The sequence below is a fragment of the Candidatus Bathyarchaeia archaeon genome, assembly GCA_041447175.1.
In the GTDB taxonomy this organism is placed as follows: Archaea; Thermoproteota; Bathyarchaeia; order Bathyarchaeales; family Bathycorpusculaceae; genus JADGNF01.
Window position 1 is genome coordinate 147,013 of record CP166960.1, and the last position, 25,997, is coordinate 173,009.

The 25,997-nt window shown below is 49.6% G+C and carries 25 protein-coding genes and 1 tRNA gene; 20 read left to right on the forward strand and 6 right to left on the reverse strand.

The features are described from left to right. The first annotated feature begins 11 nt into the window (after positions 1 to 11). The 6 genes from ppcA (at position 12) to ACBZ72_00895 (ending at position 5,865) form a co-directional block, all read left to right on the forward strand. Positions 12 to 1,595: a phosphoenolpyruvate carboxylase gene (gene ppcA / locus ACBZ72_00870; protein ID XES77444.1), complete on the forward strand. Its 1,584-nt coding sequence runs from the start codon at positions 12 to 14 to the stop codon at positions 1,593 to 1,595. 109 nt (positions 1,596 to 1,704) lie between these two features. Beyond that, the gene (locus ACBZ72_00875) at positions 1,705 to 2,019 is read left to right on the forward strand and encodes a nucleotidyltransferase family protein (protein ID XES77445.1); all 315 of its coding nucleotides are present in this window, start codon (positions 1,705 to 1,707) and stop codon (positions 2,017 to 2,019) included. A 41-nt stretch (positions 2,020 to 2,060) separates the two neighbouring features. Continuing rightward, entirely contained in the window at positions 2,061 to 2,375 is a 315-nt protein-coding gene (locus ACBZ72_00880; protein ID XES78706.1) for a DUF86 domain-containing protein, read from the forward strand. A gap of 252 nt (positions 2,376 to 2,627) precedes the next feature. Continuing rightward, a complete protein-coding gene (purC, locus tag ACBZ72_00885) occupies positions 2,628 to 3,686 on the forward strand; it encodes a phosphoribosylaminoimidazolesuccinocarboxamide synthase (protein XES77446.1) in 1,059 nt (352 codons plus the stop codon). A gap of 2 nt (positions 3,687 to 3,688) precedes the next feature. Continuing rightward, complete coding sequence (locus tag ACBZ72_00890; GenBank protein ID XES78707.1) at positions 3,689 to 4,783, forward strand: formate--phosphoribosylaminoimidazolecarboxamide ligase family protein; 1,095 nt, start codon at positions 3,689 to 3,691, stop codon at positions 4,781 to 4,783. Continuing rightward, positions 4,780 to 5,865 carry a formate--phosphoribosylaminoimidazolecarboxamide ligase gene (locus ACBZ72_00895; GenBank protein ID XES77447.1) on the forward strand — a complete coding sequence of 362 codons (1,086 nt, stop codon included), beginning with the start codon at positions 4,780 to 4,782 and terminating at the stop codon, positions 5,863 to 5,865. The genes ACBZ72_00890 and ACBZ72_00895 overlap by 4 nt, the downstream gene beginning before the upstream one ends. Positions 5,866 to 5,879: 14 nt before the next feature. Here the strand turns inward: ACBZ72_00895 and ACBZ72_00900 are convergent, their stop codons facing one another. Further along, positions 5,880 to 6,644 carry an RIO1 family regulatory kinase/ATPase gene (locus ACBZ72_00900; GenBank protein ID XES77448.1) on the reverse strand — a complete coding sequence of 255 codons (765 nt, stop codon included), beginning with the start codon at positions 6,642 to 6,644 and terminating at the stop codon, positions 5,880 to 5,882. Between the two features lie 154 nt (positions 6,645 to 6,798). Between ACBZ72_00900 and ACBZ72_00905 the strand changes: the two genes are divergently transcribed. The 5 genes from ACBZ72_00905 (at position 6,799) to ACBZ72_00925 (ending at position 11,522) form a co-directional block, all read left to right on the forward strand. Beyond that, a complete protein-coding gene (locus tag ACBZ72_00905; GenBank protein ID XES77449.1) occupies positions 6,799 to 7,518 on the forward strand; it encodes a hypothetical protein in 720 nt (239 codons plus the stop codon). Between the two features lie 254 nt (positions 7,519 to 7,772). Beyond that, positions 7,773 to 8,048, forward strand: a complete 276-nt coding sequence (locus ACBZ72_00910; protein XES77450.1) for a hypothetical protein — start codon at positions 7,773 to 7,775, stop codon at positions 8,046 to 8,048. Between the two features lie 147 nt (positions 8,049 to 8,195). After that, positions 8,196 to 10,259, forward strand: a complete 2,064-nt coding sequence (locus tag ACBZ72_00915) for a NosD domain-containing protein (protein XES77451.1) — start codon at positions 8,196 to 8,198, stop codon at positions 10,257 to 10,259. Positions 10,260 to 10,284: 25 nt separating this feature from the next. Continuing rightward, on the forward strand, positions 10,285 to 10,965 hold the full coding sequence (locus ACBZ72_00920) for a diphthine--ammonia ligase (protein XES77452.1): 681 nt from the start codon (positions 10,285 to 10,287) through the stop codon (positions 10,963 to 10,965). Further along, entirely contained in the window at positions 10,962 to 11,522 is a 561-nt protein-coding gene (locus tag ACBZ72_00925) for a hypothetical protein (protein XES77453.1), read from the forward strand. Before ACBZ72_00920 ends, ACBZ72_00925 begins: the two co-directional genes overlap by 4 nt. Positions 11,523 to 11,526: 4 nt before the next feature. Here the strand turns inward: ACBZ72_00925 and ACBZ72_00930 are convergent, their stop codons facing one another. After that, complete coding sequence (locus tag ACBZ72_00930) at positions 11,527 to 12,333, reverse strand: methyltransferase domain-containing protein (protein XES77454.1); 807 nt, start codon at positions 12,331 to 12,333, stop codon at positions 11,527 to 11,529. A 179-nt stretch (positions 12,334 to 12,512) separates the two neighbouring features. Between ACBZ72_00930 and ACBZ72_00935 the strand changes: the two genes are divergently transcribed. The 3 genes from ACBZ72_00935 to ACBZ72_00945 all read left to right on the forward strand — a co-directional run bounded on the left by ACBZ72_00935 (position 12,513) and on the right by ACBZ72_00945 (position 15,937). After that, a complete protein-coding gene (locus ACBZ72_00935) occupies positions 12,513 to 12,866 on the forward strand; it encodes a DUF559 domain-containing protein (GenBank protein ID XES77455.1) in 354 nt (117 codons plus the stop codon). Positions 12,867 to 12,932: 66 nt separating this feature from the next. After that, complete coding sequence (locus ACBZ72_00940; GenBank protein XES77456.1) at positions 12,933 to 15,074, forward strand: GTP-binding protein; 2,142 nt, start codon at positions 12,933 to 12,935, stop codon at positions 15,072 to 15,074. After that, positions 15,074 to 15,937 (forward strand): DNA-3-methyladenine glycosylase, encoded by an 864-nt coding sequence (locus ACBZ72_00945; GenBank protein ID XES77457.1) that lies wholly within the window; start codon positions 15,074 to 15,076, stop codon positions 15,935 to 15,937. Before ACBZ72_00940 ends, ACBZ72_00945 begins: the two co-directional genes overlap by 1 nt. An 80-nt stretch (positions 15,938 to 16,017) precedes the next feature. Here the strand turns inward: ACBZ72_00945 and ACBZ72_00950 are convergent, their stop codons facing one another. Next, positions 16,018 to 16,662 (reverse strand): helix-turn-helix domain-containing protein, encoded by a 645-nt coding sequence (locus ACBZ72_00950; GenBank protein ID XES77458.1) that lies wholly within the window; start codon positions 16,660 to 16,662, stop codon positions 16,018 to 16,020. 133 nt (positions 16,663 to 16,795) lie between these two features. Between ACBZ72_00950 and ACBZ72_00955 the strand changes: the two genes are divergently transcribed. The 5 genes from ACBZ72_00955 to ACBZ72_00975 all read left to right on the forward strand — a co-directional run bounded on the left by ACBZ72_00955 (position 16,796) and on the right by ACBZ72_00975 (position 23,479). Further along, positions 16,796 to 20,953: an MMPL family transporter gene (locus ACBZ72_00955; GenBank protein ID XES77459.1), complete on the forward strand. Its 4,158-nt coding sequence runs from the start codon at positions 16,796 to 16,798 to the stop codon at positions 20,951 to 20,953. Between the two features lie 107 nt (positions 20,954 to 21,060). Beyond that, positions 21,061 to 21,408 (forward strand): hypothetical protein, encoded by a 348-nt coding sequence (locus ACBZ72_00960; protein ID XES77460.1) that lies wholly within the window; start codon positions 21,061 to 21,063, stop codon positions 21,406 to 21,408. 93 nt (positions 21,409 to 21,501) lie between these two features. After that, on the forward strand, positions 21,502 to 21,786 hold the full coding sequence (locus ACBZ72_00965; protein XES77461.1) for a 50S ribosomal protein L14e: 285 nt from the start codon (positions 21,502 to 21,504) through the stop codon (positions 21,784 to 21,786). 62 nt (positions 21,787 to 21,848) lie between these two features. Continuing rightward, entirely contained in the window at positions 21,849 to 22,862 is a 1,014-nt protein-coding gene (locus tag ACBZ72_00970) for an RNA-guided pseudouridylation complex pseudouridine synthase subunit Cbf5 (GenBank protein ID XES77462.1), read from the forward strand. Then, positions 22,859 to 23,479: a class I SAM-dependent methyltransferase gene (locus ACBZ72_00975; protein XES77463.1), complete on the forward strand. Its 621-nt coding sequence runs from the start codon at positions 22,859 to 22,861 to the stop codon at positions 23,477 to 23,479. Before ACBZ72_00970 ends, ACBZ72_00975 begins: the two co-directional genes overlap by 4 nt. 10 nt (positions 23,480 to 23,489) lie before the next feature. Here ACBZ72_00975 and ACBZ72_00980 read toward each other — a convergent pair whose 3' ends face one another. Continuing rightward, positions 23,490 to 24,239, reverse strand: a complete 750-nt coding sequence (locus tag ACBZ72_00980; GenBank protein XES77464.1) for a creatininase family protein — start codon at positions 24,237 to 24,239, stop codon at positions 23,490 to 23,492. 69 nt (positions 24,240 to 24,308) lie between these two features. Next, positions 24,309 to 24,656, reverse strand: coding sequence for a DUF1801 domain-containing protein (locus ACBZ72_00985; GenBank protein ID XES77465.1), 348 nt, complete (start codon positions 24,654 to 24,656; stop codon positions 24,309 to 24,311). 143 nt (positions 24,657 to 24,799) lie between these two features. Between ACBZ72_00985 and ACBZ72_00990 the strand changes: the two genes are divergently transcribed. Then, positions 24,800 to 24,914 (forward strand) — tRNA-Ser (locus ACBZ72_00990). Positions 24,915 to 24,928: 14 nt separating this feature from the next. Here the strand turns inward: ACBZ72_00990 and ACBZ72_00995 are convergent. Beyond that, positions 24,929 to 25,978, reverse strand: a complete 1,050-nt coding sequence (locus ACBZ72_00995) for a hypothetical protein (protein XES77466.1) — start codon at positions 25,976 to 25,978, stop codon at positions 24,929 to 24,931. Positions 25,979 to 25,997 lie beyond the last annotated feature (19 nt).

Sequence of the window (25,997 nt, forward strand, 5' to 3'; positions counted from 1 at the left end):
GAGAATTGACTATGTCTGATGAAGTTGAAAGAAGAATTCCCCGCACCATGAGCACCCAGCACCCCGACAACGTGACGGTTCCAGCGTGGAGCTCTGACCCCGTTATTGACGGCAACGCTGAAGTCTACGAGGCATACTACGCTTACCAGACGTTGGGCTGCCAAGAGGTCATGTGGGACTCAGAGGGTAAAGACGTGGACACCCGCGTGGTGCGCAAACTGTTAAGCAGCCACTGGGACTTCTTTTCCCAAAACGTGCTTGGGGAAGACCTGCACCTGACTTACCGTATCCCCAACCCCTCCATTGAGGCAGTGGAGAAAAAGGTGGTTGTGGAAACTCTCCAAAACATCCCCGTAACCTACGATGTGGCTTCCTCCGTCTACAAAAAAGACGTAACGCCCATCTTTGAAGTAATTTTGCCTTTCACAACCAGCGGAAACGAACTTGTCTGGCTCTTTAACTACTACCGCCGCGCCATAGTCGCCGACGAAGACGCCATGCTTGACGACAAAACCGCAGCTAAGGACTGGATTGGCAGCTTCAAACCCAAAAAAGTGAACGTGATTCCACTGGTGGAAGACCAAGACAGCATCCTGCACATTGACCGCATCGTGAAACCCTACATCGAAGCCGCCAAACCTCGCTACCTCCGCGTTTTCATAGCTCGCAGCGACCCCGCTCTCAACTACGGGCTCATATCTGCCGTGTTGCTCTCTAAAATCGGCTTAGCCAAACTCAAGCAAACCGAAAAAGATACAGGCATACCAATCCACCCGATACTCGGCGTTGGCTCCAAACCGTTTCGTGGTCACTTGTCGCCTGAGAATTTGGGGAACTTTTTGCAGGAGTATCAAGGCTTGGCGACGGCAACGGTGCAGTCGGCGGCACGCTATGATTACCCACTGGAGCAGGTGAAGGATTTCGTGAAGTGCCTTAACGATAGCCTGCCAAACGGCGAACCCGTACCCGTTGACTCCACCGAGGAAGCGGTGTTGCTGGGTGTGCTCCAAAAGTGCAGAAAACAGTATGAGAGCGTGGCTGAGGTTTTGGCGCCGTTTCTCAACAGCGTCTCAGCATATGTGCCCCAGCGCCGCGCCCGAAAACTCCACATAGGCTTATTCGGTTACAGCCGAAACGTAGCAGGCGTGAGCCTTCCAAGGGCAATCACGTTTGCCGCCACTCTATACAGCATCGGTATCCCTCCAGAATTCATAGGCGCCCGCGTCATCGAGGATTTGAACGCCAAAGAATGGAAAGCTCTCCAGAAGTACTATGTTAACCTGAAAAAGGACTTCGCATCCGTCGGCGGCTACGTCTCTTGGCAGAACATCAACATGCTTATGGAGATGCATCTAAAAACCGCTAAACGCGCCGACATGAACGTGGATAATCTGCGGCTGGCGCTCACACGGATTCTGGCAGACCTCAAGACGGTGGAGGAGAAGCTGGACGTGAAGCTTGGACCCCGCACATCCACACAACGCAAACACGAAAACTTCACCAACAACTTCCTCATCAGCTACCTCGAGAGGGAAACCGACGAAGCCAAAATCGCTTTGGTGGAAGCAGCAAAGCTACGCAAATGCCTAGGCTAAGTTAAGCTGAACAGGATACTAAAACGTCCTTTTTTTAATTTTTGAGCCTCCCACCTATAAGAGCATAAATGTTTTAAAAGAAACCGCCAACTAGGATGCTAAGGTTCAGATGTCTATGACCGTAACGTCGCAGAGGTCGCTTAGCGAAATAAAGCAGCTTCTTGAAGCTTTGAAACCGACGCTTAGGAAACGGTTCAAAGTGCAAACTATAGCTATCTTTGGCTCATATGCGCATGGAGAACAAGATGAAAACAGCGACCTTGACCTTCTGGTCACGTTCTCACAGCCTTACAACCTTTGGGAGTTTTTGGATGTCAAAGAGTTTTTGACAAAGAAACTGCGCGTCAAGGTTGACTTAGTGCCCAAAGATTCCATAAAGAGTTTGATTAAGGAAAAAATTCTTCAAGAAGCTCTGCCCGTATAAAAAGAGACTTCAGGCTTTACCTTAAAGACATTTATGACGCCATTGATGAGATAGAAGAGTTCACCAAAGACTTCACCGAGAGCGATTTTATTAATAATAAAATGGCAATAAAAGCAACTATAACGGACCTGATAATAATTGGTGAAGCTGTGGATAAAATTCCTACAACCTTCAAGTACTCCTATAAGCAAATTCCATGGCGCACATGGAAACGTATGAGAGACACACGAAATGAACTTGCACATGAATACTACACTATTAAACCTGAAGTTTTATGGGCAATCGTGAAATACGAACTGCCTCCAATAAAACCTCATATCAAAAAGATTATCGAGAAAGAAACCATTGAAGAATAATATGGGTAACGTAACAATTTCATTGTTAACGGTTTATTCAACACTTGTCTGGAGCGAGAAACGTCAGATTTCTTGTGTCAGCCCCTGCCAGCAAAGCAAGCTGAGCCCTTTCAGCGGTGAAACTACAACATCTCGCTTGACTATCAGTTTTTTCGGGTAAATTGTTGGGTTGGGAAAAAGTTTTTGTTGATAAAAAGGCTTAAGAAGAAATATTTCCTTCTCCAACAAAGAATAATTAGGAGTGTATCTGCTGTGGGCAGTGTCAAAGACTTAGAAGTAATCCAGAAACCAACCAAAGACAAAATGGGGCTGGGACGGTTCCATTTCAGTGACCGATACAGCGTGTTTGACTGGGGCGAAATGCCTGACCTTATCGACAAGAAAGGTGAAGCACTCTGCCTCATGGGTGCCTACTGTTTTGAGCGCCTCGAAGTGAAAAGTGTGCTTACCCACTACAAAGGCTTAGTTGACAGCAACAAAAAAACCGTCAAACTGGCCCAAGCCAAAGAGCCCAGCAGCACCATGGAAGTCTCCTTAGTGAGCGTCTACAAACCCCCATCGAAAGTTGAAAACGGCAAACTTTTCTACGACTACAGCGCGTACAACCCAAGCCTGAAAAGCTGTCTTATCCCATTGGAGGTCATCTACCGCAACGGTTTGCCCGAAGGCAGCAGTGTGTTTAGGCGGCTGGAACAGGGCAAAGTGACGCTGCAGCAGCTTGGCTTAGACCACACCCCCAAACCAGGCGAAAGGCTGGCTAAACCGATTTTTGATGTCAGCACCAAACTGGAAGAAACTGACCGATACATTTCTTGGGAGGAAGCAGCCAAAATCGCGGGACTAACCGGCATTGAAGCAGCAGCCGTCAAAGTGGTTTTGTCCAAAGTGAACGAAACAATCAACGAAATCGCCGCCAAAGCAGGTTTAGTCAACGAGGACGGCAAAATCGAGTTAGCCTTTGACACACAAAGACGCCTCATGGTGGTTGATGTCATTGGGACGCTCGACGAGTGCCGCTTTACACTGGACGGGTTGCATGTGAGCAAGGAGGTGGCGCGGCAGTTCTACAAGAAAACCGACTGGTACAGTGAAGTGGAGCAAGCCAAGAAAACCGCCGACGCCCAAGGCATCCAAGACTGGAAGTCCCTTGTCAAGACGCCTGCGCCCAAGCTTGACCCCAAACTCAAAACCATCGTTGCGCAGATGTATATGGCGGCGGCTAATGAGATGACGGGTAGGAAGTTTTTTGAAACCCCCCCGCTAATTGATGTGGTGAAAGAGTACAAAGAGTGGACTGGCGAAAAACAGTGACTATGAAAGAACAAATCAAGCAAGTAATCGCGGATTACGACCCCAAAAAAGTCCGCATCGGAGTGTTAGGCAGTCACTCGGCGCTGGAGATTGCGGCGGGTGCCCGAGAGGAAGGCTTTGAAACCGTTGTGGTTTGCCAGAAAGGCAGAGAAAAAACCTACGCCCACTACTACAAAGCCCTGTTTAACAACTTCATTTTCCTTGACAAATTCTCCCAGATAACCGACCCTGAAACGGTTCAGCAGCTGACCGAGCTGAACACGGTGTTTGTGCCCAACCGCAGTTTTAGCGTGTACGCGGGCTATGAAGCCATTGAGCAGAAATTCGCCGTGCCCCTGATGGGTAACCGGGACATGCTGCGAACCGAAGAGCGCAACACGCCACGCAACCAGCTTTTCCTGCTTCAGAAGGCAGGCATCAAGACGCCCAAAACCTTCCAGTCCCCCGACGAAATCGACCGCCTCGCCATAGTAAAAGTGCCTGAAAAGGAACGCGCCATCGAACGCGCCTTCTTCTACGCCTCCTCACCCCAAGAGTACGAGCAAACCTCCCAGCAACGCATCAAACAAGGCATCATAACCGAGGAAGCCCTCAAACAAGCCGTCATTGAGGAGTATGTTTTGGGCGCCAAATTCAACGCAAACCTGTTCTGGTCCCCCTTAACAGATGAAATTGACTTGTTGGGTTTTGACAGGCGCATCCAGACTGACCTTGACGGCGTTTTGGATTTGCCCGCCGCGGAACAACTGGAACTAAAAATTGCCACCCAAAACATAGAAATCGGCCACATGGGAGCCACCATGAGGGAGAGCCAAATCGAGAAAATCTTTGATGCTGCTGAACGTTTCGTGCAGACCTGCCGTAGCGAGTTTCCGCCGGGTATGATTGGTTTGTTTGCGTTGCAGGGGGCGGTGACTAAGAATTTGGACTTTTACGTTTTTGACGTGAGCCCACGCGTTCCCGGGTGCCCCTGTGTGGAGCCAACCTCGCCCTACATGAAGTACAAGTACGGTGTCGAGGTGGGTCCGGGCAAACGGGTCGCTATGGAAATTAAACGTGCACTGCTGGAACGTCGGTTAGAGGATGTGGTTACATGATAACCTCCTCTGACATGGCACAAGTGCTTGAAAAGTATGACCAAAGCAAGCTGGCAATTGGCACTTTAGGTTCGCACAGTTCGCTTAACATTTTTAAGGGCGCCAAAGAGGAAGGCTTCCGCACGGTGTGCGTGTGCAAAGAAAAAGACGTCCTTATGTACCAAAAGTTTCCGCTGGTGGATGAACTCATCGTCGTCAAGGACTTCACTGAACTGCTTAACGAAGAGTTGCAGGAGAAACTGCGGCGCCTCAACGTTATCCTCATTCCCCACGGCTCCTTCACCGCCTACCTCAGCACCCAACAGCTCACCGACAGCCTTATGGTTCCGATGTTTGGCAACCGCGAACTGCTCCACTGGGAGGCAGACCGAAAAGAGCAAGAAGAATGGCTGCGCCAAGCAGGACTCCGACTGCCCGCCGTCTTCAAGACTCCAGAAGACATTGACCGCCTTGTCATAGCCAAACTGCCCGGAGCCAAGGGCGGCAGAGGCTACTTTTTGGCGAATTCCCCGCAGACTTTCTACAAGAAGTTCACTGAGATGGTTGCCCGCCGCTTGCTCCAAGAAGAAGACCTAGAAAAAGTGCATCTGCAGGAGTACGCTTTGGGCGTGAACGTGTACCCCAGCTACTTTAGCAGCATCATGAACGACGATGTGGAGCTTTTGGCAATGGACCGCCGCTATGAATCCGCCGTTGACAGCCTTGGCAAGGTTCCCGCAAGCCAGCAGCTAGAAATCGACTTGAACCCCACCTACACGGTGGTGGGTAACTTCCCCATTGTTCTGCGCGAATCCTTGTTGCCTGAAATTATGCGCATGGGCGATAGTGTTCACCGCAAAGCCCGCGAACTCGCCCCACCCGGCATCATCGGACCCTTCTGCCTTGAAACCGTTATCACGGACGATCTTAAAATTTTCACTTTTGAAATCTCGGCGCGTATCGTTGCAGGAACCAACGTCGGCATCGGCACCTCACCCTACGCGTACTTGCGTTACGGGGAGAACATGTACATGGGCAGACGTATCGCTATGGAAATTAAGCAGGCAGCGGCACAGAAGCGACTCGGCGAAATCGCCGTCTAAAACCCCCTTATTGTTTAATTTAAGCAAGCCTGCAGGACAAACTCAAAGTTTTGGTGGGTGCGGCTTCGGCTGTACCTTTTGAGTGCCTCCAAAGTTTTTTCTCTGTCAGGTTCCCCTAGTGTCTGGGCAAGGGCACGTGAGACTTCGTTGTTGCCCACAAAAAGGTAGCTGGAGAGGGCGGTGACGTTAGCGGTTTTTCGGGTGTCGCTGGCGGTTTCAAAATCCACAATAAACGGCTCATTTTCGCCGTCCACGAGGATGTGTTTGGGTGCTTTGCTGAGTTCCCCGTGGTCTAAACCCGCTTGGTCAAGCCGAAAACACTGCTCCAGCGCCGTCCGTAGAACCTTTTGAATTTCCGCTTTGTCTTTGTGGGTTTTGAGCCATTCTGGTAAAACATCGCCGTTGATAAGCTGCATCAACAGAAAATTTTTGCTTGCCTCAACAAGCTTAGGCGCCACCCCAACTGCATTAGCCTTCGAAAGCATTTCTGCCTCGTGAAGCAGGTCTGCACGGTCCGCGTCTAAGCGGCGGATTTTCAACGCAACCCTCTCGCCTTTCACGTGGGCGACTACGACGATGCCTACAAAGCCTTTGCCTATCACGGGAAGAGGCACGCCGAAAAGGGTGGTTTTTCCATCAAACTCCACCGTTTCCACTCCAAGGCTTTGCAGTTCGGCGATGCGGCTTTGCGCTTCGGCTTCATTCGGCTGGGGGAAGCACAGAACCGAAGCGTAGGGTTCTTGCCAAAGCTGAGCGGTAGGTATGACGGGGCGCTTCAAGGTTTTTCCTCTTTTGAGGTTACCATTGATTTTGTGGAGAAAAACCTTTTTGGCAAATCCAACTGCAGAGCTTTTGTAAACTGGCTTTGTCTGTGCGAAAAGTGACGTATCCAGCCAGTAATACCTCGTTGCACTCTGAAAAGTCAGATGTAAAGTGCCCAACGAAGTCAACGTTAAACTGTATTTTCAGCGTATTTTGCCTGCACTTTTGGGAATTGCAGCGGCGGCTGTCGGTATTTTCTCAGTTGGGGCCTTAGGCGACCACTTTGCGAGAAACCCGTTTTTTGCGTCAATCGAAGTTGCCTCGTCCGTGGGCATCGACTGGTTTGGTGCAATCGTGCCCTTGGCGATGAGTTTTGTATCTGTCGTTTTGTTCCTTGGATACTTCAATTTTTCAGCAAAAAAACTCTGTTTAGCTATTGTTTTGTCTGTTTTGTTGGCGTTTCCGCTTTCGCATTTAACTGAGAGAGGCGTTATGAGTTATCCTCTGCTTTTTGCTTTCGTATCTGGTACGGTTGCCTTCGCTGTGAACGTTTTGCCTAAACCGTTTGTGGAAACAAAGAAAAAGTATGTTGCTACGCTGCTTTTGGCGGTTTGCTGTGTGCCTGTGGCGCTTTTTGTGGTTGACCTGTTTTATCTGCCTTGTTTTGATGTTGCAGTTATAGGTGGAAATGGGTTGAGTGATGGCGTGTTGATTTCCACTTTGTATGCACCTTTAAGTGTAACCCTCCTGTTTTCTATTGCGGTTTATGTGTCGCGAACGGTTCTGCTTTTTGACACAAATATCCTTCATTCCAAGGCAGACGCCTCTGCTGCGCGTTCTTCTGGTGCAGCGGTTCAAGCAGACAATGCGGATGAACGCCTCAAGTTATAAAACTGTCTGTGCCCGCTGCTGTTGAAATACAAACGTAGTGTAGCACAGCTTGTTCCTGGCTCTGTTTGCTTGTTGTCTGACTGTATCGTTTTAGGCGTAGGCGAGAGTGGAAACGTGCCTTTTGATTGTGTTCTTTATGACATTTTCAGTTACCATATTTATTGTATTCACATGCTGTTTTTTTGGCGTTTGCATGAAATACTTTATATCTGCCGTTTGCACCAAGCTTTCAAGAAGCTACGGGGAATGAGTAGTTGACAAGTGTAAGAAAACGGTTGGACCATGTCCTGATTGAGTTGAACGCCATGGGCACCGAAACCAACGAGGAAGCTGCCCGAAACGTAATCGCCGAACTGGCAGTCATCAAAGGTGCCTACCGAGAAACCAAAAACGCGCCCATGTGCTGCTTCCAATATGCTGGCGAACAAAAAATTCTCTGTGACGTTACTGGACCATTGGAGCATGAACGGTTCATGGAGAAATGCCGACAGTGCCAAGCCCAAATTGGGCATCTGCTAAGAAGCCTCTAACTGCCGTAGCATGAAAAATGTAACAGGTATCCACGTTTGTCTTTTTGTATTAACTAAGTGTTGGGACAAGCTGTTCTTTTATGAGAACATATTGTTCTTAGAGGAGAGCTAATAGGCGCTTCTCCAGTTAAATAACTGATGAAAAACATGAAAAACATAGTTGCCTTAACCCTGATTACCATAAGCCTCACCGCGCTCTGCATAGGAGCCGCTCAATTCACGCAGGCAAACCCGCAAACGCTGATTGTCCCAGACGACTACCCCACAATAAATGCGGCTCTTGGATGCGCAGTCGAAGGGGACACCATTTTTGTTAGAAACGGTATATACAACGAAACAGTAACAGTCAACAAGGCGGTTTCGCTCATCGGCGAAAACAAAGAAACAACCATAATTAACGGGCAAATCACAGGAACCGTACTTGTAGTCCGACATGACAACGTGAACGTCACCGGCTTCACGGTAGTCTACGGTTTCTCGCCTCACACTCCACAGTCAATCTGGATGTGGAGCACCAGACTCGCAGGCATCCACATGTTAAGCGTAAAAGGCTGCAACATCAGCGGCAACAAGGTCTCGGATTGCGGCGCAGGCATCTGGCTCTACGACGCCCACCAAAACACCATTTCAGGCAACACCTTCGCTAACAACGACTACGGAATGCGGATTGAAAAGTCCACAAACAACAACCTCACAACCAACGTCGTAACGGGCAACTGGGGCGGCATCCGACTCCTCTTCACCTCAGGCAACAAGCTATCAGGCAACTACATGAACAACAACGCCCAAAACTTGGGCATCTCAAACGAGAACCTTGCCTTCGCCACCGACGAAGTTGACTCATCTAACCGTGTGGATGGCAAACCAGTGTACTACTGGGTTGGCGCCTCAGACATGGATGTGCCTGCGGATGCGGGGTATGTGGTTTTGGTGAACTGCACCAACATGAAGGTTCAAGGATTAAGCCTGTCCAAGAACCAAGAAGGCATGATTTTGTCAAACACTCAAAACGTAGCCGTCAGCGGCAACACCGTAACAGAATGCACAACGGGCATCATAATGCAAGACTCAGCTTTCGACGAAGTGTTTGGGAACAGCGTGAGGACATCAACGGGCATAAACGCCAATGGAACAGGAACAAAAATAATAAACAACACCATAACCGCGCAGAACGTTGGGATAGGCACAGGTGGCTCTTTCTTCACAGTTGTGAACAACACAGTAGACATTAGTGAATGGCAGGGTAACCTGATTAAGTGCTCAGGAACCTACACTAACATAACCGAAAACACATTAACGGGCACAAGCTACACCTACACGATTATAGAAGGCTCAGATAACCTGTTTTATGAAAACACGTTAATTAACAGCTACGGGTTACGGGTAACTTCCGACCGAAACCTAATTGCCCAAAACAACGTAACGGGCGGCAGCATCTCCGTCAGCGGCAACAACAACACCGTATGCGTAAACAGGATAACAAACGGGTTCGGCTTAACTGTCGCAGGACACTACAACCACTATTTCGCCAATCAAATCCACGACAATACTCAAGGAGCAGACACAGGCGGCTTAGAAGCATACTCCTCACACAACACGATATACCAGAATAATTTTGTAGGAAACCAGCAACAAATCAAAAATTACGACAATACAGGCAACTTGTGGGATAACGGCAAAACCGGCAACTTCTGGAGCGACTACAACGGCACCGACCAAAACAGCAACGGCATCGGCGACACCCCATATGCCATTATGGGCAACGCGTTCACTACCGGCGGGTTGGTTCCGATAGTTACGGGTCAAGACAACTATCCGCTTATGGCGCCCTTTGACATTTCCAGTGTAACAGTTGAGTTTCCTCAATGGGTGCTCACTACTCCAACTCCGCCACTAACCCCTACGCCTACACCAACACCTACGGCGAACCCATCGCCAACCCAAAACGTCACACCAACACCCGCCACTTCCCCAACAGACTCACCCAAACCCAGGGAATCACCACTGCAGTCGGCTACTATGCAACCTACACCTTCATCAACAAATCCTACACCCAGCCCAGCAGACAACAACCCCGGTTTGTTTAACGGCGGCTTCGTGTTTATTCTGGTGGCAGTTGCAGGAGTCACAGTTGCAGTTGGAGCAGAATTGCTGCGTAGAAAAAAGCGGACGCCAAATCTAAACGGCGTGCCCGAGGCAGATTCTATATAAGTCCGTTTATAATCTAAAGCAGCCAATGAGACTCGGGGTGCTGTTTTCAGGCGGCAAGGACTCCACGCTTGCCTTGCATAAAGCCGCGGAAAAAGAAGAAGTAGCCTGCTTAATCACGCTGCGGTCAAAGAACCCAGAAAGTTACATGTTTCACACCCCCAACATTGACATAACTACGCTTCAAGCGCAAGCCCTTAAACTGCCTCTGCTGGTGAAGGAAACTGAGGGCAAAAAAGAAGCCGAACTAGATGACTTAGAAAAAGCGCTCGTGGAAGCGGCGAAACGATTCCAAATTGAAGGCATAGTCACGGGCGCCGTGGAATCCGTCTACCAAGCTGAACGCGTCCAACGCATCTGTAGCCGCCTTGACCTTTGGTGTTTTAACCCGCTGTGGAAGAAGAACCAAAAAGACCTGCTGGAAGAGCTGCTGCAGCGGCGGTTCTGCACGGTCATCTCGGGCGTTTTTGCTTACCCGCTGGATGAGACGTGGCTGGGCAAAGAAATAGACGCCCAAATCATTGAGCGGTTGGTGCGTTTGCAGCAGGAGTATGGCATCAGCCCATCAGGGGAGGGCGGCGAAATAGAAACCACCGTGCTGGATGCGCCCTTGTTTAGGTGGAAAATCAAAATCGAAAACAGCACCTTCAAAGCGCGGGGCAACGCGGGCGTGTACCGTATACAACAGGCGAGGTTAGTGCCCAAATGATTCTGGTTGTGGACATGAATCAGAAGAAGGATTCACTGGGCTACTGCGAGTTCGTATTACCCATTTTGGAAATCGTTAAACATCAGGAACAATACAGGGTTAAGCACTATGCAGAGGTAACCGAGGAAGACCTAAACAGCTGTAGCAAAGTCATCCTCTCAGGCACGCCACTAAAAGATAACACCGCCGTGGGACACGCAGAAGAAAGGTTTGTGTGGCTAAGAACAGTGAACAAACCTGTTTTAGGTATCTGCGCGGGCATGCAAGCCATGGGTGCAGTGTTTGGTTTGTTGTTAACGCGGTGTCTGGAAATTGGCATGACACCCATGAGGACGCTTACCGCTAACCCTCTTTTCTCAGGTAAGTTCAGGGCTTATTCACTGCACAACTTTTGTGTTGAATCCTCCGACGAATTTGAGGTCCTAGCCGAATCGGAAAAATGTGTACAAGCCCTCAAGCATAAACAGAAACCTATCTACGGGGTCTTGTTCCATCCCGAAGTGAGAAACCCCGAAATCCTCATGCGGTTTCTCAGCTTAAAGACGATGGACTGCTAGCTGCTTATTCTTTTCTGGCTTGAACTTCTAACCGTTTAACTTTGACGCGCACTACACCTGAGTCATCCATGGGGAACGCGGCTAAGTAGCGGTCTGCGATTTCGGTTATGAAGGAATCCCGCAGGTTTTCTGGAACCCGCTCGGTGAAGGGGAGCCAAACGGACCTTATCCAGCCGATTAAGCCTTCTTTTCCTTGTAGCTCCATAACTTTAGGGTAAAGCTCGATGCGTTCGGCTTTGAATCCTGCATCTTTAAGCCACGGCAAATACTCTTCAGGTCCGTAGAAGCCGTAGGGGAAAGTGAAATTCTTAAAGTAAGGTTTGCAGTCTTCCTCGCTGATGAGTTCTTCAAGGACAGCGATCACGTCGTCAGCGTTGCCTTTTCCAGCCATCTGAAACAGGAATCTTCCACCCTTGTCCAGACTCGCGTACACGCCTTCAAGAACCGCTTGATGGTCAATGATCCAGTGTAACGTTGCGTTTGAGAAAACGACGTCAAATTGTTCTCGGAAAGTCAACTCTCGAGCATCCATCCGCAGAAAAGTTAAGTTGGGGTAATGGCAGTGGGGAAAGTTTTTCCGTGCACAGATTATCATCTCTTCGGAGCTGTCGACGCCTACCACTTGACCATTTGGCAGGTAGGAAGCTAAAAGGGCAGAGACTTTGCCGTCGCCGCAGCCTATGTCAAGCAAGCTTTCGTTGCCTTTTAGTTCAAGTTTTGGGATGAGTTCTGTTGCCCACTTATACTGATTTGAAGAATTCATTGCATATTCTTCGGCGTTCCAGCAATAATTTTTCGCAACGTTCACCATTTTGGTCGCCAAATCTTGAACAAAAGTTTTCAGGATATAAATGTTTAGAGCACGATTGGACAAATAATAGATTATAACACGCCTATTCGTAGACAAGGCTTGTTTTGCCAACCAACAACTTGCCTCAAAGATTCTTAAAGGAGAGAAGCATATCTGTTGAGCGCAACGAGGAAAACAAGTTGAGCTACAAAAGAAACATGCATCCCAAAGTGAGCAACGCCGAAATAGAAGTTTTCAAAGCCCTCAGCCAGCAGGGACTAACAAGCGGCATGGTCACCCAGCAACCCATCATCCTCAAATCAACCATCCCCGACTTCTGCTGGCTAAACAAACGCAAAATCGTTTTCCTCGACGGCAACCCTGTCCACACCAAAGACCGTGCACAACAGCGGGATGCTGAAATTGATGACCTTTTGGAACTTCAAGGCTGGGAGGTTCTGCGAATCCCCTATGACCCGCCGTTAACGACGCAGGCGCTGCAGGAAATCATGGAGACCATTAAAAAGTTCCTTGGCGCAAGCGATAATGAATAAGCTTGCTGCTGGGAGTCACAAATTTAATAGGGCAACGATACATCTGAAATGCTGTTTGTGTACCAAATGCCAAGGTTTAAGCAGCTAAACGAAATTCAGCAGCTCATGAGCCAAAAAGGGCAAATCCGCAATTTAGGCATAGTGGCACATATTGACCATGGAAAAACGACTCTGGCGGATGCACTTCTGGCTGGCGTGGGGTTGCTTTCGCCGCAGATGGCGGGTTCTGCACGAGTTTTAGACTACTTAGCTGAGGAACAGCGGCGGAAAATCACCATAAAAACCGCCAACATCAGCCTCCTCATCAAGCGCCAAAACACACCTTACTTGATTAACTTGGTGGACACGCCTGGACATGTGGATTTCACGGGCAAAGTCACAAGGGCACTCCGAGCCATTGACGGCGTGGTTGTGTTGGTTGATGCGGTAGAAGAGATTATGGCCCAGACGGAAATCGTGACGCGGCAAGCACTTGCAGAGCGGGTACAGCCAGTGCTTTTCATCAACAAAGTAGACCGCTTAATCACCGAAATGCAGCTGAGCGCGGAACAAATTGAACAGAAACTTTACCACATCATAGGCGGCTTTAACGACCTTATCGAGCTTTATGGCGAAAAACCCTTCAGCAACCAATGGAAAGTTAACCCCGCAAAAGGCAGCGTTGCGTTCGGCTCGGCTCTGCATGGGTGGGGCTTCACGTTGGGCATTGCCAAGGGTAAAGGGGCCAAATTCAACGACGTTATTGCTGCCTACAAAAACGCCTCGCAACAGCAGCTAAGTAAAACATTGCCCGTTTATAACGCAATCTTTGAAATGGCAGTCAGCAGTCTTCCTGACCCGAAAACCGCGCAGGCTTACCGTGTGGAGAAAATCTGGAGTGGCATGCAAAAGTCTGACGCGGGAGCAGCCATCGCTGGTTGTGATGACGAAGAAATGGCGGTTATGTGTGTGACACAGGTGGAACCTGACTTAACAGGGGGCAGCATCGTCACGGGCAGGCTGTTTTCGGGCACAATCAGGGAAGGGGATACGCTGCACTGCGTTAATGCCCTGCGGGAAACGGTTGTCAAAAAAGTCTATGTTTACATGGGCTCCTTTAAGGAAGTTGTGAGTCAAGTTTCTGCGGGGAACATTGCGGTTTTGGCGGTTTCTGAAGTTCTGCGGGCAGGCGAAACCCTCGTGGACGTAGCGCACAAGGTAGGCATGGTGCCGTTTGAGGGCATAAACTATGTTTCGGAGCCTGTGGTGACGGTTGCGGTGGAGCCTAAAGACCCCAAAGACATCTTTGACGTGCTTAAAGCGTTGCATAAGCTTGTCACTGAAGACCCAAACCTTGCAGTGAACGTTGACAAAGAAACAGGCGAATACCTGCTCAGTGTTATGGGGGAGCTGCATTTGGAGGTCGCATTAAACCAGCTCAAGGTTCTGAGCGGAGGATTGGAGGTTTCGGTTTCTGCACCCCGAATCGTGTACCGCGAAACAGCAACAAAGAAAGGGGCGGCTGCATCTGCTCTGAGCCCAAACAGGCAAAACAGGTTCACGGTGCAGGTGGAGCCTCAAGAGCAAGGGCAGCCAGAGCAGATTCAAGTATATGAGCAGGGCAGTGTGCTTTCGATTGATGAGTACAGAAATGTCCTAGTGAACTGCAACTTGGAGAAGGAGCCTGAAATTCAGGAAGTCTTAGAAGCCATCATTAGCGGCTTTGAGTTTGCCTGCAATGCAGGTCCCTTATGCGCTGAACCCATGCGGCATGTGAAGGTGAACCTGCTGGATGTGCAGCTTAGCGTGGATAAAGAGCAACAAAGCCCCACAGAGGTCATGCATGGCGTGGGAAAAGCCATCTTTGGCGCCTTTTTAAGCGCTCAACCTGTGCTGCTGGAACCAGTGTACAAAACAGTCATAACCGTCCCTACCGAGCTGGCAGGGGAATGCTCCCGAATCGTGGAAACTCGACGCGGAAAAATCTCCGCCTTCGAACAAAAAGGGCAACTAACAGTCATCACAGGGCACATCCCCGTTTCAGAAACGTTTGGGTTATCCAAAGAGTTACGGTCGGCAACCTCAGGAAGGGCGTTTTGGCAAAACATGCTGGAAAGCTGGTTGGAGGTGCCCAAAAAGGTGGCGCCAAAAGTAATCACGGCGGTAAGGCAGCGGAAGGGGTTGGCTTTGCAGGTTCCCGACGCGGAGAGGTTTTTGGAGGAGCATTAATGGGGCTTTGCGAGTTGCCGTTTTGGCTGGACGTGACGTTGTGTTGTGGGCAGGTTTTCCGCTGGGACAAACTGGGGGACTGGTGGTACGGCGTCGCTGGTGAACATGTTTTTAAGGTTCGGCAGATCAACGGCAAATTCGAGTACGTAAACGTTGACGAAGCGTTTGTGGAGCACTATTTCGGGTTGGATGATGACCTGCAGAAAATCGCCGACAGCATAAACAAAGACCCTCACATAGCCATGGCGCTTAAGGCGTATTGGGGTCTACGGTGCATAAGGCAGAACCCATGGGAATGCCTCATCTCCTACATCTGCGCCACCTACAAAAGCATACCCGCCATTAAACACATGCTCAACAACATAGCCGAAAAATTCGGCGAAAAAACCGTGCTGGATGATAAAACGTTCTACACGTTTCCAACATGCGAAAAACTCGCCGCCGCTTCAGAGCAGGATTTGAAGGCTTGCGGATTAGGTTACCGGGCGAAGTACGCGCTTGCAACAGCACAGCGAGTTCACAAAGGCACATTTGACCTCCAAGCAGTAAAGAAGTTGCCTTACGTGGAGGCAAAGAAGGCTTTGATGGAGCTTCCGGGCGTGGGTGCAAAAGTGGCGGACTGCGTCTTGTTTTTTTCGCTGGACAAAACCGAGGCGTTTCCGGTGGATGTCTGGGTGAAGCGGGTCATACTGAACCATTATGGTGACAAGTTGGAGCCAGTGGTTTTCCAGCGGCTGTCCCGCGGTGATTCGTTGAGCAGTGGCGATTATGAGCGGCTCTGCAGTTTTGGCAGAAGCTACTTTGGGAAATACGCAGGGTACGCACAGGAGTACCTGTACCATTTTGAACGCATGGCAATTTAAGCAGCCAGTTTATGCATTGCTGAGGTAGGTAGGTTAGCTACTTTTTTGATAGCCTCTATCCCGCTACGGTTTCTGGTTGGCTACTGCGTGTCGAGCAGGTGGTTTATCAGGCGCTGCTCGGCTTTTCTTAGATGCTCCACCAAAGTTGAGTCTCCAATGCCCAGCTTTTTTGCCAACTGCTGTGAGGTGATTTTTCTGGGGATGTCGTAGTAGCCAAGTTTGTGGGCTGCCACGAGAATCTCCCGTTGCTTTTCAGTGAGCTGATTTAGCGGCGAGTTGAGCGAGAAATCTGCATGCGTAAGGAGGATAACTTTGTAGCGGATGCCTTTCTTAGAGATTTTCTCTAAAAACGTGCCCACTTGCCGTTCGCTACCTATGAACGAAATTTTGATTTTGCCATCTCGAATTTCTAAAGGCGGGAACAGATATCCTTCCACGACACCCACGGATTCTAAAACAGTAGACAGGATGGGTCCACCCCGCATAAACACCGTGTAAACGCCGTTTTTTTCCTTCTCCAAAACTTGCGCTTCCACCAAGAAACCGTTTGCCAACAAGTCCTTCACCTTTGCGGAGGAGTCTTTGAATTCCACTTTCCAGATGGCGGCGAATTCTGTTTTGTCTTGCCTTAGAAAATGTTGCAGTTCAAGCGATTTTATCTGTTGAAAAACTGAGGTTTCAAAGCCAAGTTTGGCGAGTTCTTTTTCGGAAACTTCCAGAATCATCCGGCGCATGTTTGGTGCTACGCTTTTTCACCCTATATGTTTTGCGGAGAGCCGAGTATGCTCGGGTGAACGTTAATCCGAACGGCGCCTTTTCTCCTCTGGAAAACTTATTCACTCAATTGGGGGTTTCCCTATGCATGCAGAAAAGCAAAACAGTTTCACAAAAATTGGCAAGCTAATTACGAAACGCAAATACGCGGTTCTCGTTGCTTGGCTGCTGATTCTTGTCTTGGTACTTCCCTTTGTTTTAGACCTTAGCGGAGTCGTCTCACTGCAGATGGACACCGCCTCAGACAAAAACTTGGAGTCACAAAAGGCAAGCGACATGATCAGCGCCCAGTTCGCGTCAACCGTATCTAATGAAACCTTGATGATTGTGGTTTCCTCACAAAATGCCTCTTCCATGCAAACCCAAGACTTCATCAACCGCGTCATCAACGACATAAAAGCAAACCCAGACATTTCAAACTTGGAAAATGTAACCAGCATCTACACTGTACTGGTTCCAGTGCTTAACCAAACCAATGAAGCCACCTACACCGTATACGAGAACGCTAACTTAACCTTCAACCTGCTTTACGGGGTACCAACCGCGTATATGACCGTTTGGTCCACTGCATACAACCAGACCGTGGACACTTTGGTTTCGGGGCTTAACCAAACCAACGACGGGGTCTATCTTGTTTTCTACAACGCAAACATGACCTACAACCTACTCTACGGGGTCCCAACGGTCTACATGAACGTCTGGTCCACCGCGTACAATCAAACCCAAACCACTCTTACCTCAGGGTTAGGGCAGACCAATCAAGGCGTCTATGAAACCTTCGACAACGCAAACATGACCTACAACCTACTCTACGGAGTGCCCGCTACGTACATGAATGTGTGGTCCCAAGTCTACAACCAAACCCAAAGCATACCCATGTCCAACGAACTCGCTTACAGCCAAACAGCAGATATTCTTAGCCAAGCCGACCCCACTGCCTTCGCCATGTACACGTCGCATCTGCTTGACGTCTTTAACGCCTCATGGGCACTCAGCTTCCAAGACCCCTCCACCAGCCAGTACACGCCAATTCAGCGGGCATCCGTCGCAGCGGACCTGACCAACCAGCAATACATCAATAACTTTTTAGCCAACAACGAAACCGAAAAAGCCTTCGCCACTGCCTTAACCAGCGCCTTCTCACTGGAAGATTTCCTAACAAACACCCCAACCCAAAACGCCGCAGCACTGCAAGAGTTCTCAGCTCAATTCGTTGCGGCTGCATCGAACTCTTCCCTTGAATTCGTTAACGCAGCCTACAATCTGGGCAGAAACCCCAGCGCAGTAGCCTTAGCCGCACGTTCTGATGACATCATCTGGCATGCCCAAAGCTACAACCTGGGGCAAGACTTTCTGCAAATGTTTAACCAAGTCTCCTACGACCAAACTGCAGAGATTCTAAGGCAAGCTGACCCCGAATCCTTCGACCAATACGTCTCCCACCTGCTAGACATATTCAACGCCGTCTGGGCGCAAAGCCTCCAAAACCCCGCAACCCAGCAGTACACACCCACTCAGCGGGCTTCATTTGCATCAGAACAAACCAACAAGCAATACGTTGACAGCTTCTTTGCGGGCAACCAAACCGCTCAAGAATTTGCTAATGCCCTCACGGAAACCTTTTCTCTGCAGGATTTCCTGACAAACACGCAAGCCCAAAACAACGCCAAACTGGAAGACTTCGCGCTCCACTACATTGCTAACTCGTCGGATGCTTCAATCGAATTTGTCACTGGCGCCTACGACCTTGGCAAAGGTCCCGCTTCTGCTTCGCTGGATGCACTAGCGGAAAGCATCATCTGGAACCCCCAGACCTACAACATGGGTCAAGACTTCATCGGCACCTTCAACGAAGTCTCCTACAATCAAACAGCCACCATCCTAAGGGATGTTGACTCCGAATCCTTCGACCAGTACACAGCGCATCTGCTGGACCTGTTTGATGAGGCTTGGGTGCAAAGCTTCCAGACCCAGAACTGTACCCCCGAACAACGCGCCACCGCCGCCAGCGAACAAGCAAACGCCCAGTACGTGGATGCCTATTTGGGTGACAACAAAGACTTTGGCGTCGCCATCATGAGCACATTTTCCCTGCAGGATTTCTTGGCTAATGACACCGCACATATTGACCAGAAACTGTGCGACTTCTCGGTTGAGTACGTCTCTAACTCTTCGGGTTTGTCTCCGACTCTGATTAGCTCCACGAACGCGCTGGGCAAGGAATGCTCTGAAGCGTCCCTACAAATGCTGGCGGGCAACATAGTCTGCAACCCCAGCCGCTATGAGGTGAGCGAACAGTTGGCTTCAGGCATAAACTCGCTTGTTTCCCCCTCCAAAGACGTCACATTAATTTCGGTTGGCTTAACCTCAACCAGCGAAACCAGCCTCACCGCCTTAAGAGACATCATCAAAACCGAACTGAAAGCAGACGCAGGCGACGTAACCTCAGCCCTCGTCACTGGGCGCTCTGCCCTCAACTCTGACTTTGGCGCCTCCGCAACCCAAGACTTAGACTTCATTTTACCTGTCACCGTCGTTCTGCTGCTTGTCGCCACAGGATTATTCTTTAAATCCATCGTTACACCACTGGTTACTCTGGGCACAATCGGCGTCGGCTTAGGCATCTCCCAGATATTCGTGGTAGTCATCGGTACCTACGTTAACCAAGTGGACTTTATGATCCCAACCATCCTCCTTACCGTTCTTCTTGGCGTAGGTACCGACTACAGCATCTTCATCATCGCCCGCCACCGCGAAGAGCTAGTTCACGGATTATCGGTCAAAGACGCACTAGTGAAGTCGGTGACTTGGGCAGGGGAAAGCATAGCCACCAGCGGAACCACCGTCATCATCTCCTTCTTGGGACTTTCCGCAACAACCATGATTCTACTACAAACCTTAGGCATAATCGTAGGCGCAAGCGTAATTGTCGCGTTACTGGTTTCATTAACTTTGGTACCCGCATTAGCCGCAATCTTGGGCAACAAACTCTTCTGGCCCACCTCAGGTGCCCGATTCCAACGCTTCGCTGAAGCTCACCGCGAAAAATCACAGAAAAAAGACGGCTACTTCGCCCGAAGCGGAAAATTCTCCGTAAAACACGCCAAAGTCTTAGTTCTGGTAGCAATCCTCATTACGGTACCCACACTTTACATATGCGCAACCAGCACACCCACCTACGACTTCTTGGGCGGCGCATCCAAAAACTTGGAGGCCATCAGCGCCTCCGACACCCTCTCCTCGTCTTTTGGCGGCGGCAGCCTCTTCCCCACCTACATCGTGGTGACCTTCTCGCAGCCACTGATTGACGCAACCGGCGCCTTCAACACAGCAGAAATGTCTTCGGTGCAGGCAATCTCAGACCACCTCTTAGCCTACGAGGGCGTGGGGGAAATACTCAGCCCAACCATGCCCTACGGAGAACCAATCGCCTATTCCAGCTTAGCCGTCTCTGACAGCCCAACCAGCGACTACAACGCAGTGATACAAAACATAGGCGCAGACAACAAAACCGCTCTCATCACACTCAAATTCCAAATTGACCCCTACTCAAACCAAGCCCTTAGCGAAGCCCAAGACATACGAACAAACCTTCACAGCACCTACGACGACACCAACGGCATAACCGGCATCTACGTAGGCGGAACCACCGGAAGCATGCTGGACGTAAAACAAATCTTTGACAACCAATTCAACACTATCTTACCCATCGTCACAATAGGCGTAGGTCTCGTCCTGTTTGTAGTGCTCGGCTCACTTGTTCTTCCAGTGTTTGCCATCCTGTCAGTGCTTATGAGCATCGTTTGGACCTTAGCCGCAACAATACTGGTTTTCCAGTCCGCTTTCAACTACGGCTTACTGTTCATTACCCCGATGATTCTGCTGGTTCTGCTACTGGGCATAGGCATGGACTACAACATCTTCATCCTCACCCGCATCCGCGAAGAATCCGCCAAAGGACAAAAACTCAACGACGCCATCGTCCACGCCATCGAACAAACCGGGGGCATAATAACCGCCGCAGCCATCATACTCGCAGGTTCCTTAGGCGCCCTGATGCTGTCCAGCAACTTGCTCCTCAAAGAAATGGGCTTTGCCTTTGCATTCTCCATCCTCATCGACGCGTTGGTCGTGCGAACCTACTTGGTTCCCGCTGTGATGTCGGCGCTTGGAAAATGGAACTGGTACAACCCGTTGCCGTTCTTTAAACGGTCCAAAAAACTGTACGAAAAAGAAAACTAACACAACTGTTAGCCTTTCTTCTTTTTTTTGTTTACGTTTTGCTAGGTAGACTAGAAATCCTGAAAGAGTAAATAGTAGTACTGTTTTGTTATTCGACGGTGTTGTTTGTGAAGGCTTCTTTTGGCTTCGTCAAGGTGTTTGGACACAAGTTTGAGCACGACATAATTGTGCATGTGGATGGTCGTGTGACGAAAAGGAAGAAGAAAAAATCCAAACCCCTAAAACCCCTCTATGGACACACGCCGCTCTCAGAGAACGAACTGGATTTTCTGAAGGAAGAAAAACCCCAAGTCGTGTATGTAGGAACAGGATACGAGGCTGCCTTGCCCATCACGGATGCAGCCAAGAAAATCCTACGCAAATATGAAACGGTAATCAGACCCACTCCTGAAATCATTGACCGTATGGAGCTAGAGAAACGGGCTATGGCAGCTATAATCCACGTAACATGTTGACCCCCCGAGGTTTTGGGGTTTCAGCGGGTGTGTCACGCTTAAATACCGCTAAAGCGACTGTATTCTATAGATTTTACATAGGAGTTAGGAAAAATGCCCGCAGTTGAAGTCGGTAGAATATGCATGAAAAGTGCAGGACGCGAGATAGGCAAAAAATGCGTAATCATTGATGTCATGGATAAAAGCTTCGTCCTCGTAACAGGACCCAAAGCAGTCACGGGAGTTAAACGGAAACGTGCCAACATAAACCACATTGTTGCGCTTGAAGACAAGCTGGACCTTAAACGAGGCGCCTCCGACGAAGAAGTTACCCAGACCCTAACCGCCGCCGGTAAACTCGAAGAGATGAAGCAGACAGCCCAAACTGCCACCCAGTAACGTAAACTCTTATACTTCCTCGATACTCTTTTTCTACGTTTAACAGGAGAAACAGTAAGGTTATGCCAAAAACCGCCCCGCCATGGGAGACTAAACGTGAAGTCCACATAAAAAATGAGGGCCCAACCGACCCAAAATACGGTAGCCGCCCAGACAAAAGACCAGCTGAACAATACATACGCTACGGACTCATCAACCTTGACAAGCCCGCAGGTCCAACAAGCCATGAAGTCGCCGCTTGGACAAAACGATTGCTGAAAGTTCCATCCATCGGACACGGAGGAACCCTTGACCCCAAAGTCACAGGCGTTTTGCCCATCACATTAAACGACTCCACCAAAATCGTGCAGGCACTGCTCTACAGTGGCAAAGAATACATCTGTGTCATGAAACTCCACGGGGATGTACAGGCAAGCCACATCCGCAAAATTTTGGGAGAATTTGAAGATGAAATTTATCAACGTCCCCCGCTGAGGTCGTCAGTGAAACGGCAAATCCGCACCCGCAAAATCTACTATAACGAATTCATTGAAATGCAAGGACGAAACGTGCTGTTTCGGGTGGGATGCGAGGGCGGCACTTACATCCGTAAACTCTGCTACGACATCGGCGAAATCGCAGGTGTCGGCGCCCACATGCAGGAACTGCGAAGAACTCGGTCTGGCCCGTTAAGCGAAAACAGCAAGGGCTTTGTCACGTTACACGATGTGGCTTACTGGTTTGACGAATGGCAAAAAGACCAAGACCCCCAAACATTACACAAATTTATTCAACCCATGGAAACCGCGCTGGAACTGATTCCCAAGCTTACGGTAAGGGACTCCGCGGTTGATGCTCTCTGTCACGGCGCCAACCTTACCGCTCCGGGGGTTCTCTCGATAGAGGGCGAAGTAGCCAAAAACACCTTAGTGGCAATCTTTACCCTAAAAGGCGAAGCAATAGCTCTTGGAAAAGCTCAGCTGAACACATTTGAAATCCTTAACGCGAAACGGGGAACCGTAGCTAAACTGGAGCGGGTTCTCATGGAACGCGGCACTTACCCCAAAACATGGAAAACCGACAGTACCCAGAAATGAAGCCCCATAAACCTGAAGGCACAGACCACTACTTCTCTGAGAAACCCAAAAGCCCCGCCCACTTCGGGCTCATACACACCAGCCTTCGCGGGAGAAGCTTCGAGTTCACCACGGCAAGCAGCGTTTTCAGCACCAAACGTGTAGACTCAGGCACCCGTATTCTTATAGAAAACATGGTTCTACCCCAACAGGGATGGGTACATGATGTGGGGTGCGGTTACGGCGCTGTTGGCATTGCAGCAGCCAAATTCAACCCCGCCCTCCACTTGGTTCTTACGGACGTGAACCGCAGGGCAGTGCTTTTGGCAAGACAAAACGCCCAAAAAAACCGCGCCCTCAACGTGGAAGTTCACCAAGGCAGCCTCTACGAGCCTGTGCAAGAAATCAGGTTCAAGGCGGTGCTTTCGAACCCACCAGTAAGTGCAGGCATGCAGATTGTCCAAGCCATAATCCAAGGCGCGCCCACAGTTCTAGAATGCGGGGGCACGTTGCAGATGGTGGTGCGCAGCAAAATCGGCAAAAAAACCCTCCCCGAAAAGTTCATGGAAGCCTTTGGGAATGTGGAGGTTTTGGCGATAGAAAGCGGATACCGCGTTCTTATTGCCCAAAAACAATAGCTGCTACGGGTTAGTCTTTTTTTATTTCCTCCACAAGCTTAGCCACGTGTTCAATGACGTAGTCGTTCATGGTTTTGCCTTTCTCCTCGGAAGCAGAAGTGGGGTCGCCCATGACTCCGCTGGGGAAATACCGTTCAGGGTCAGGAACAACTTCGAATCGGGGCATACGCGGAAAACTCGTCACCCCTTCGCCCTTGATTAAGTCGGGTCGGATTGCCATAACGCGGCTGGTTTCCACCCCGCCAGCGTGCCCGTCCCCTTTGGGGAACCCTAACTCTTCGGTCAGTTCATCTGCGAAGTCGTAGTCAGACAAAACCATAATGCGGGTGCGTCGTTTTGCTTTGGAGTTCTCGGAGGCTTGGATGGCTTCTTGGGCGGCAAGCTTTAGCGCCGTCATATGTGTTGACCCGGCGTGTCCAGTTAAGACGATGATGCGGTTAAAGCCGTTGCGGACCAACTCGGAGAGCACGTCCCGCGCGAGGTAATACAGCGTTTCGAACTTGATTGTTATGGTGCCGGGGAAGTTTCGTCCGGCGTTGCATATGCCGTGCCTAAATGCGGGTGCAAGCAGGCACCCCGTTTTTTTGGCAACCTCAACGGCAATGAACTCCGATTGGATGCTGTCAGTGCATAGGGGAAGGTGGACGCCGTGTTCCTCAACACTGCCAACGGGGAAAATGACGACGGTTTTGTCGTCGGCGGCTTTGGCGGCTTCTTTGGTGCTGAGTTCATCAAGCCATATGTGAGGCAAGTTCTTCATAATCATAACTCCAAAATAAGTTAACTGAACGGACGCAATATAAGTGTTACAAACGTTAATTTGCTTCGATTAGAAGCCTTCACTTTTGTCGGAGACCAATCTGAGCAGATGCACAATTTTTTGTTGATCAATGTCTTTGGTTTGGGCAATTTCGATGTGCCGCATGGTTTTGCCGTTGCCCTCCAAACAGCCAATTTCCTCCTCCGAGAGACCTCTTAAGGAGAAACCTAGGTTAACATGGTCTTTTAGGGCGACAATGTAAAATTTTCCTCCTCCAAATGTTGGTACTCCCCACTTCATTTCCTCCTTGGTGTTGGGCAGCCTTTCGTGGATGAGGAGTCGAAGTTTTTGGCAAACCTCTTTTTGGGGCGGATTTTGTTTGGCTATGTAGGCGTCTACTTTTTTGTTTGTTTTCATAGGGGTCCATCCAAAGAATTCGGCTTAGTTACAAATTGAAGTCCCTGCTTATAAGAAGCCATGAACTTGTTTTCCAGTAAAGGTTTATGTGGCGGTTGCGAAACTATAATAAAACCGCATGCATCTCTAACAAGGAAATATGCGCCGGGGTCTCCTAGCCAGGTAGGGAGCAAGCCTGGAGATGCCTAAAATCAAACAAGCACCAATTAGCTTGTGGCCTCTTTGGCCGCGGGGGTTCAAATCCCTCTCCCGGCGCCATCCAACCTATAGAGCTAGACATAACGTGGTTTAGTCGAAGACTGTTTTCGTCTTTTTGTCGGCATTAAACTTGCAGCTATGGCAAGCACTGGACCAACAATTAGTCCAGCCCACGCAAATAAAGCGGCTACACCTAAAATGACAAAGTAGACGCGTTTCTTTACGGTGGCTTTGTCAATGTTTTTGAGGGCAACTCTCAAAGTAAGAAGCCCTAAAACAAACGGGATAATTACGAAGATGACTGTAAGAATGGCTTCAGCACCCAAAGCCACCTGCGTTGCGGCGGCGAGCATCTGGAACAGGGTTGTGGCAGCGGTGCCGATGAAGGTTATGCCCGCGACTGCGCCAACCCACGCCATGATGTTTGAAAGCGCTTCTTCTTTTCGAAGTTTCCATGTGAGCAGAATTATGCCAACAATTAATGTTGTAATCATTGGGGCAAAAATGACCGCTAAGCTTTGCCCTTCCCACTGGTAAATGCTGACAAGGTTAAAGGGGATAAGGACCCACTCTTCTAAGGTGTAGATTTCTCTTTTGCCTATAGCAACACCATAATTGCCACCTTGCGGCACCTCGGCATCTTCAAAAACAACCAGATAGTACTGTCCTGCGGTAGGGTTTGGGAGGGTTTCTTCAGCTAAAGCGATGAAGGTTCCAGGGGAAAAAGGCTCGTAGGTAAGTTCACCTTCCGTTTGGTTTACAAGCATGGCGTTGGAGCCCAAGGGAACGGTGATTTGTGGGGGTATGTTGCCTTGTGGGGGTATTTCGGGACCGATTAGGACCAGCCGTGGCGTAAAGTTTTTGTCTTCGGGGCGGGGGGACTTGTAGAGAGTGACCCATATTTCTTGCCCAGATGTTACGTTGAAGGTGTAGTATTGGGCGTCACCGTCACTACTAAGCTGCGCGTATATTGCCCAGGATTTGGTGGGGTCAGAGATAACCGTAGCGTCGTCGATGGATTCATTGTCTCCCGTTTCCAGAGGCGTATGAGCTACTGTGGCGGGGATAAGCGCGACGAAAAACAGAAGAGCTAACGTGGCAGTTGAGAGTAATTTGAAGTTCAAGCTCTCAGCCTCAACATAA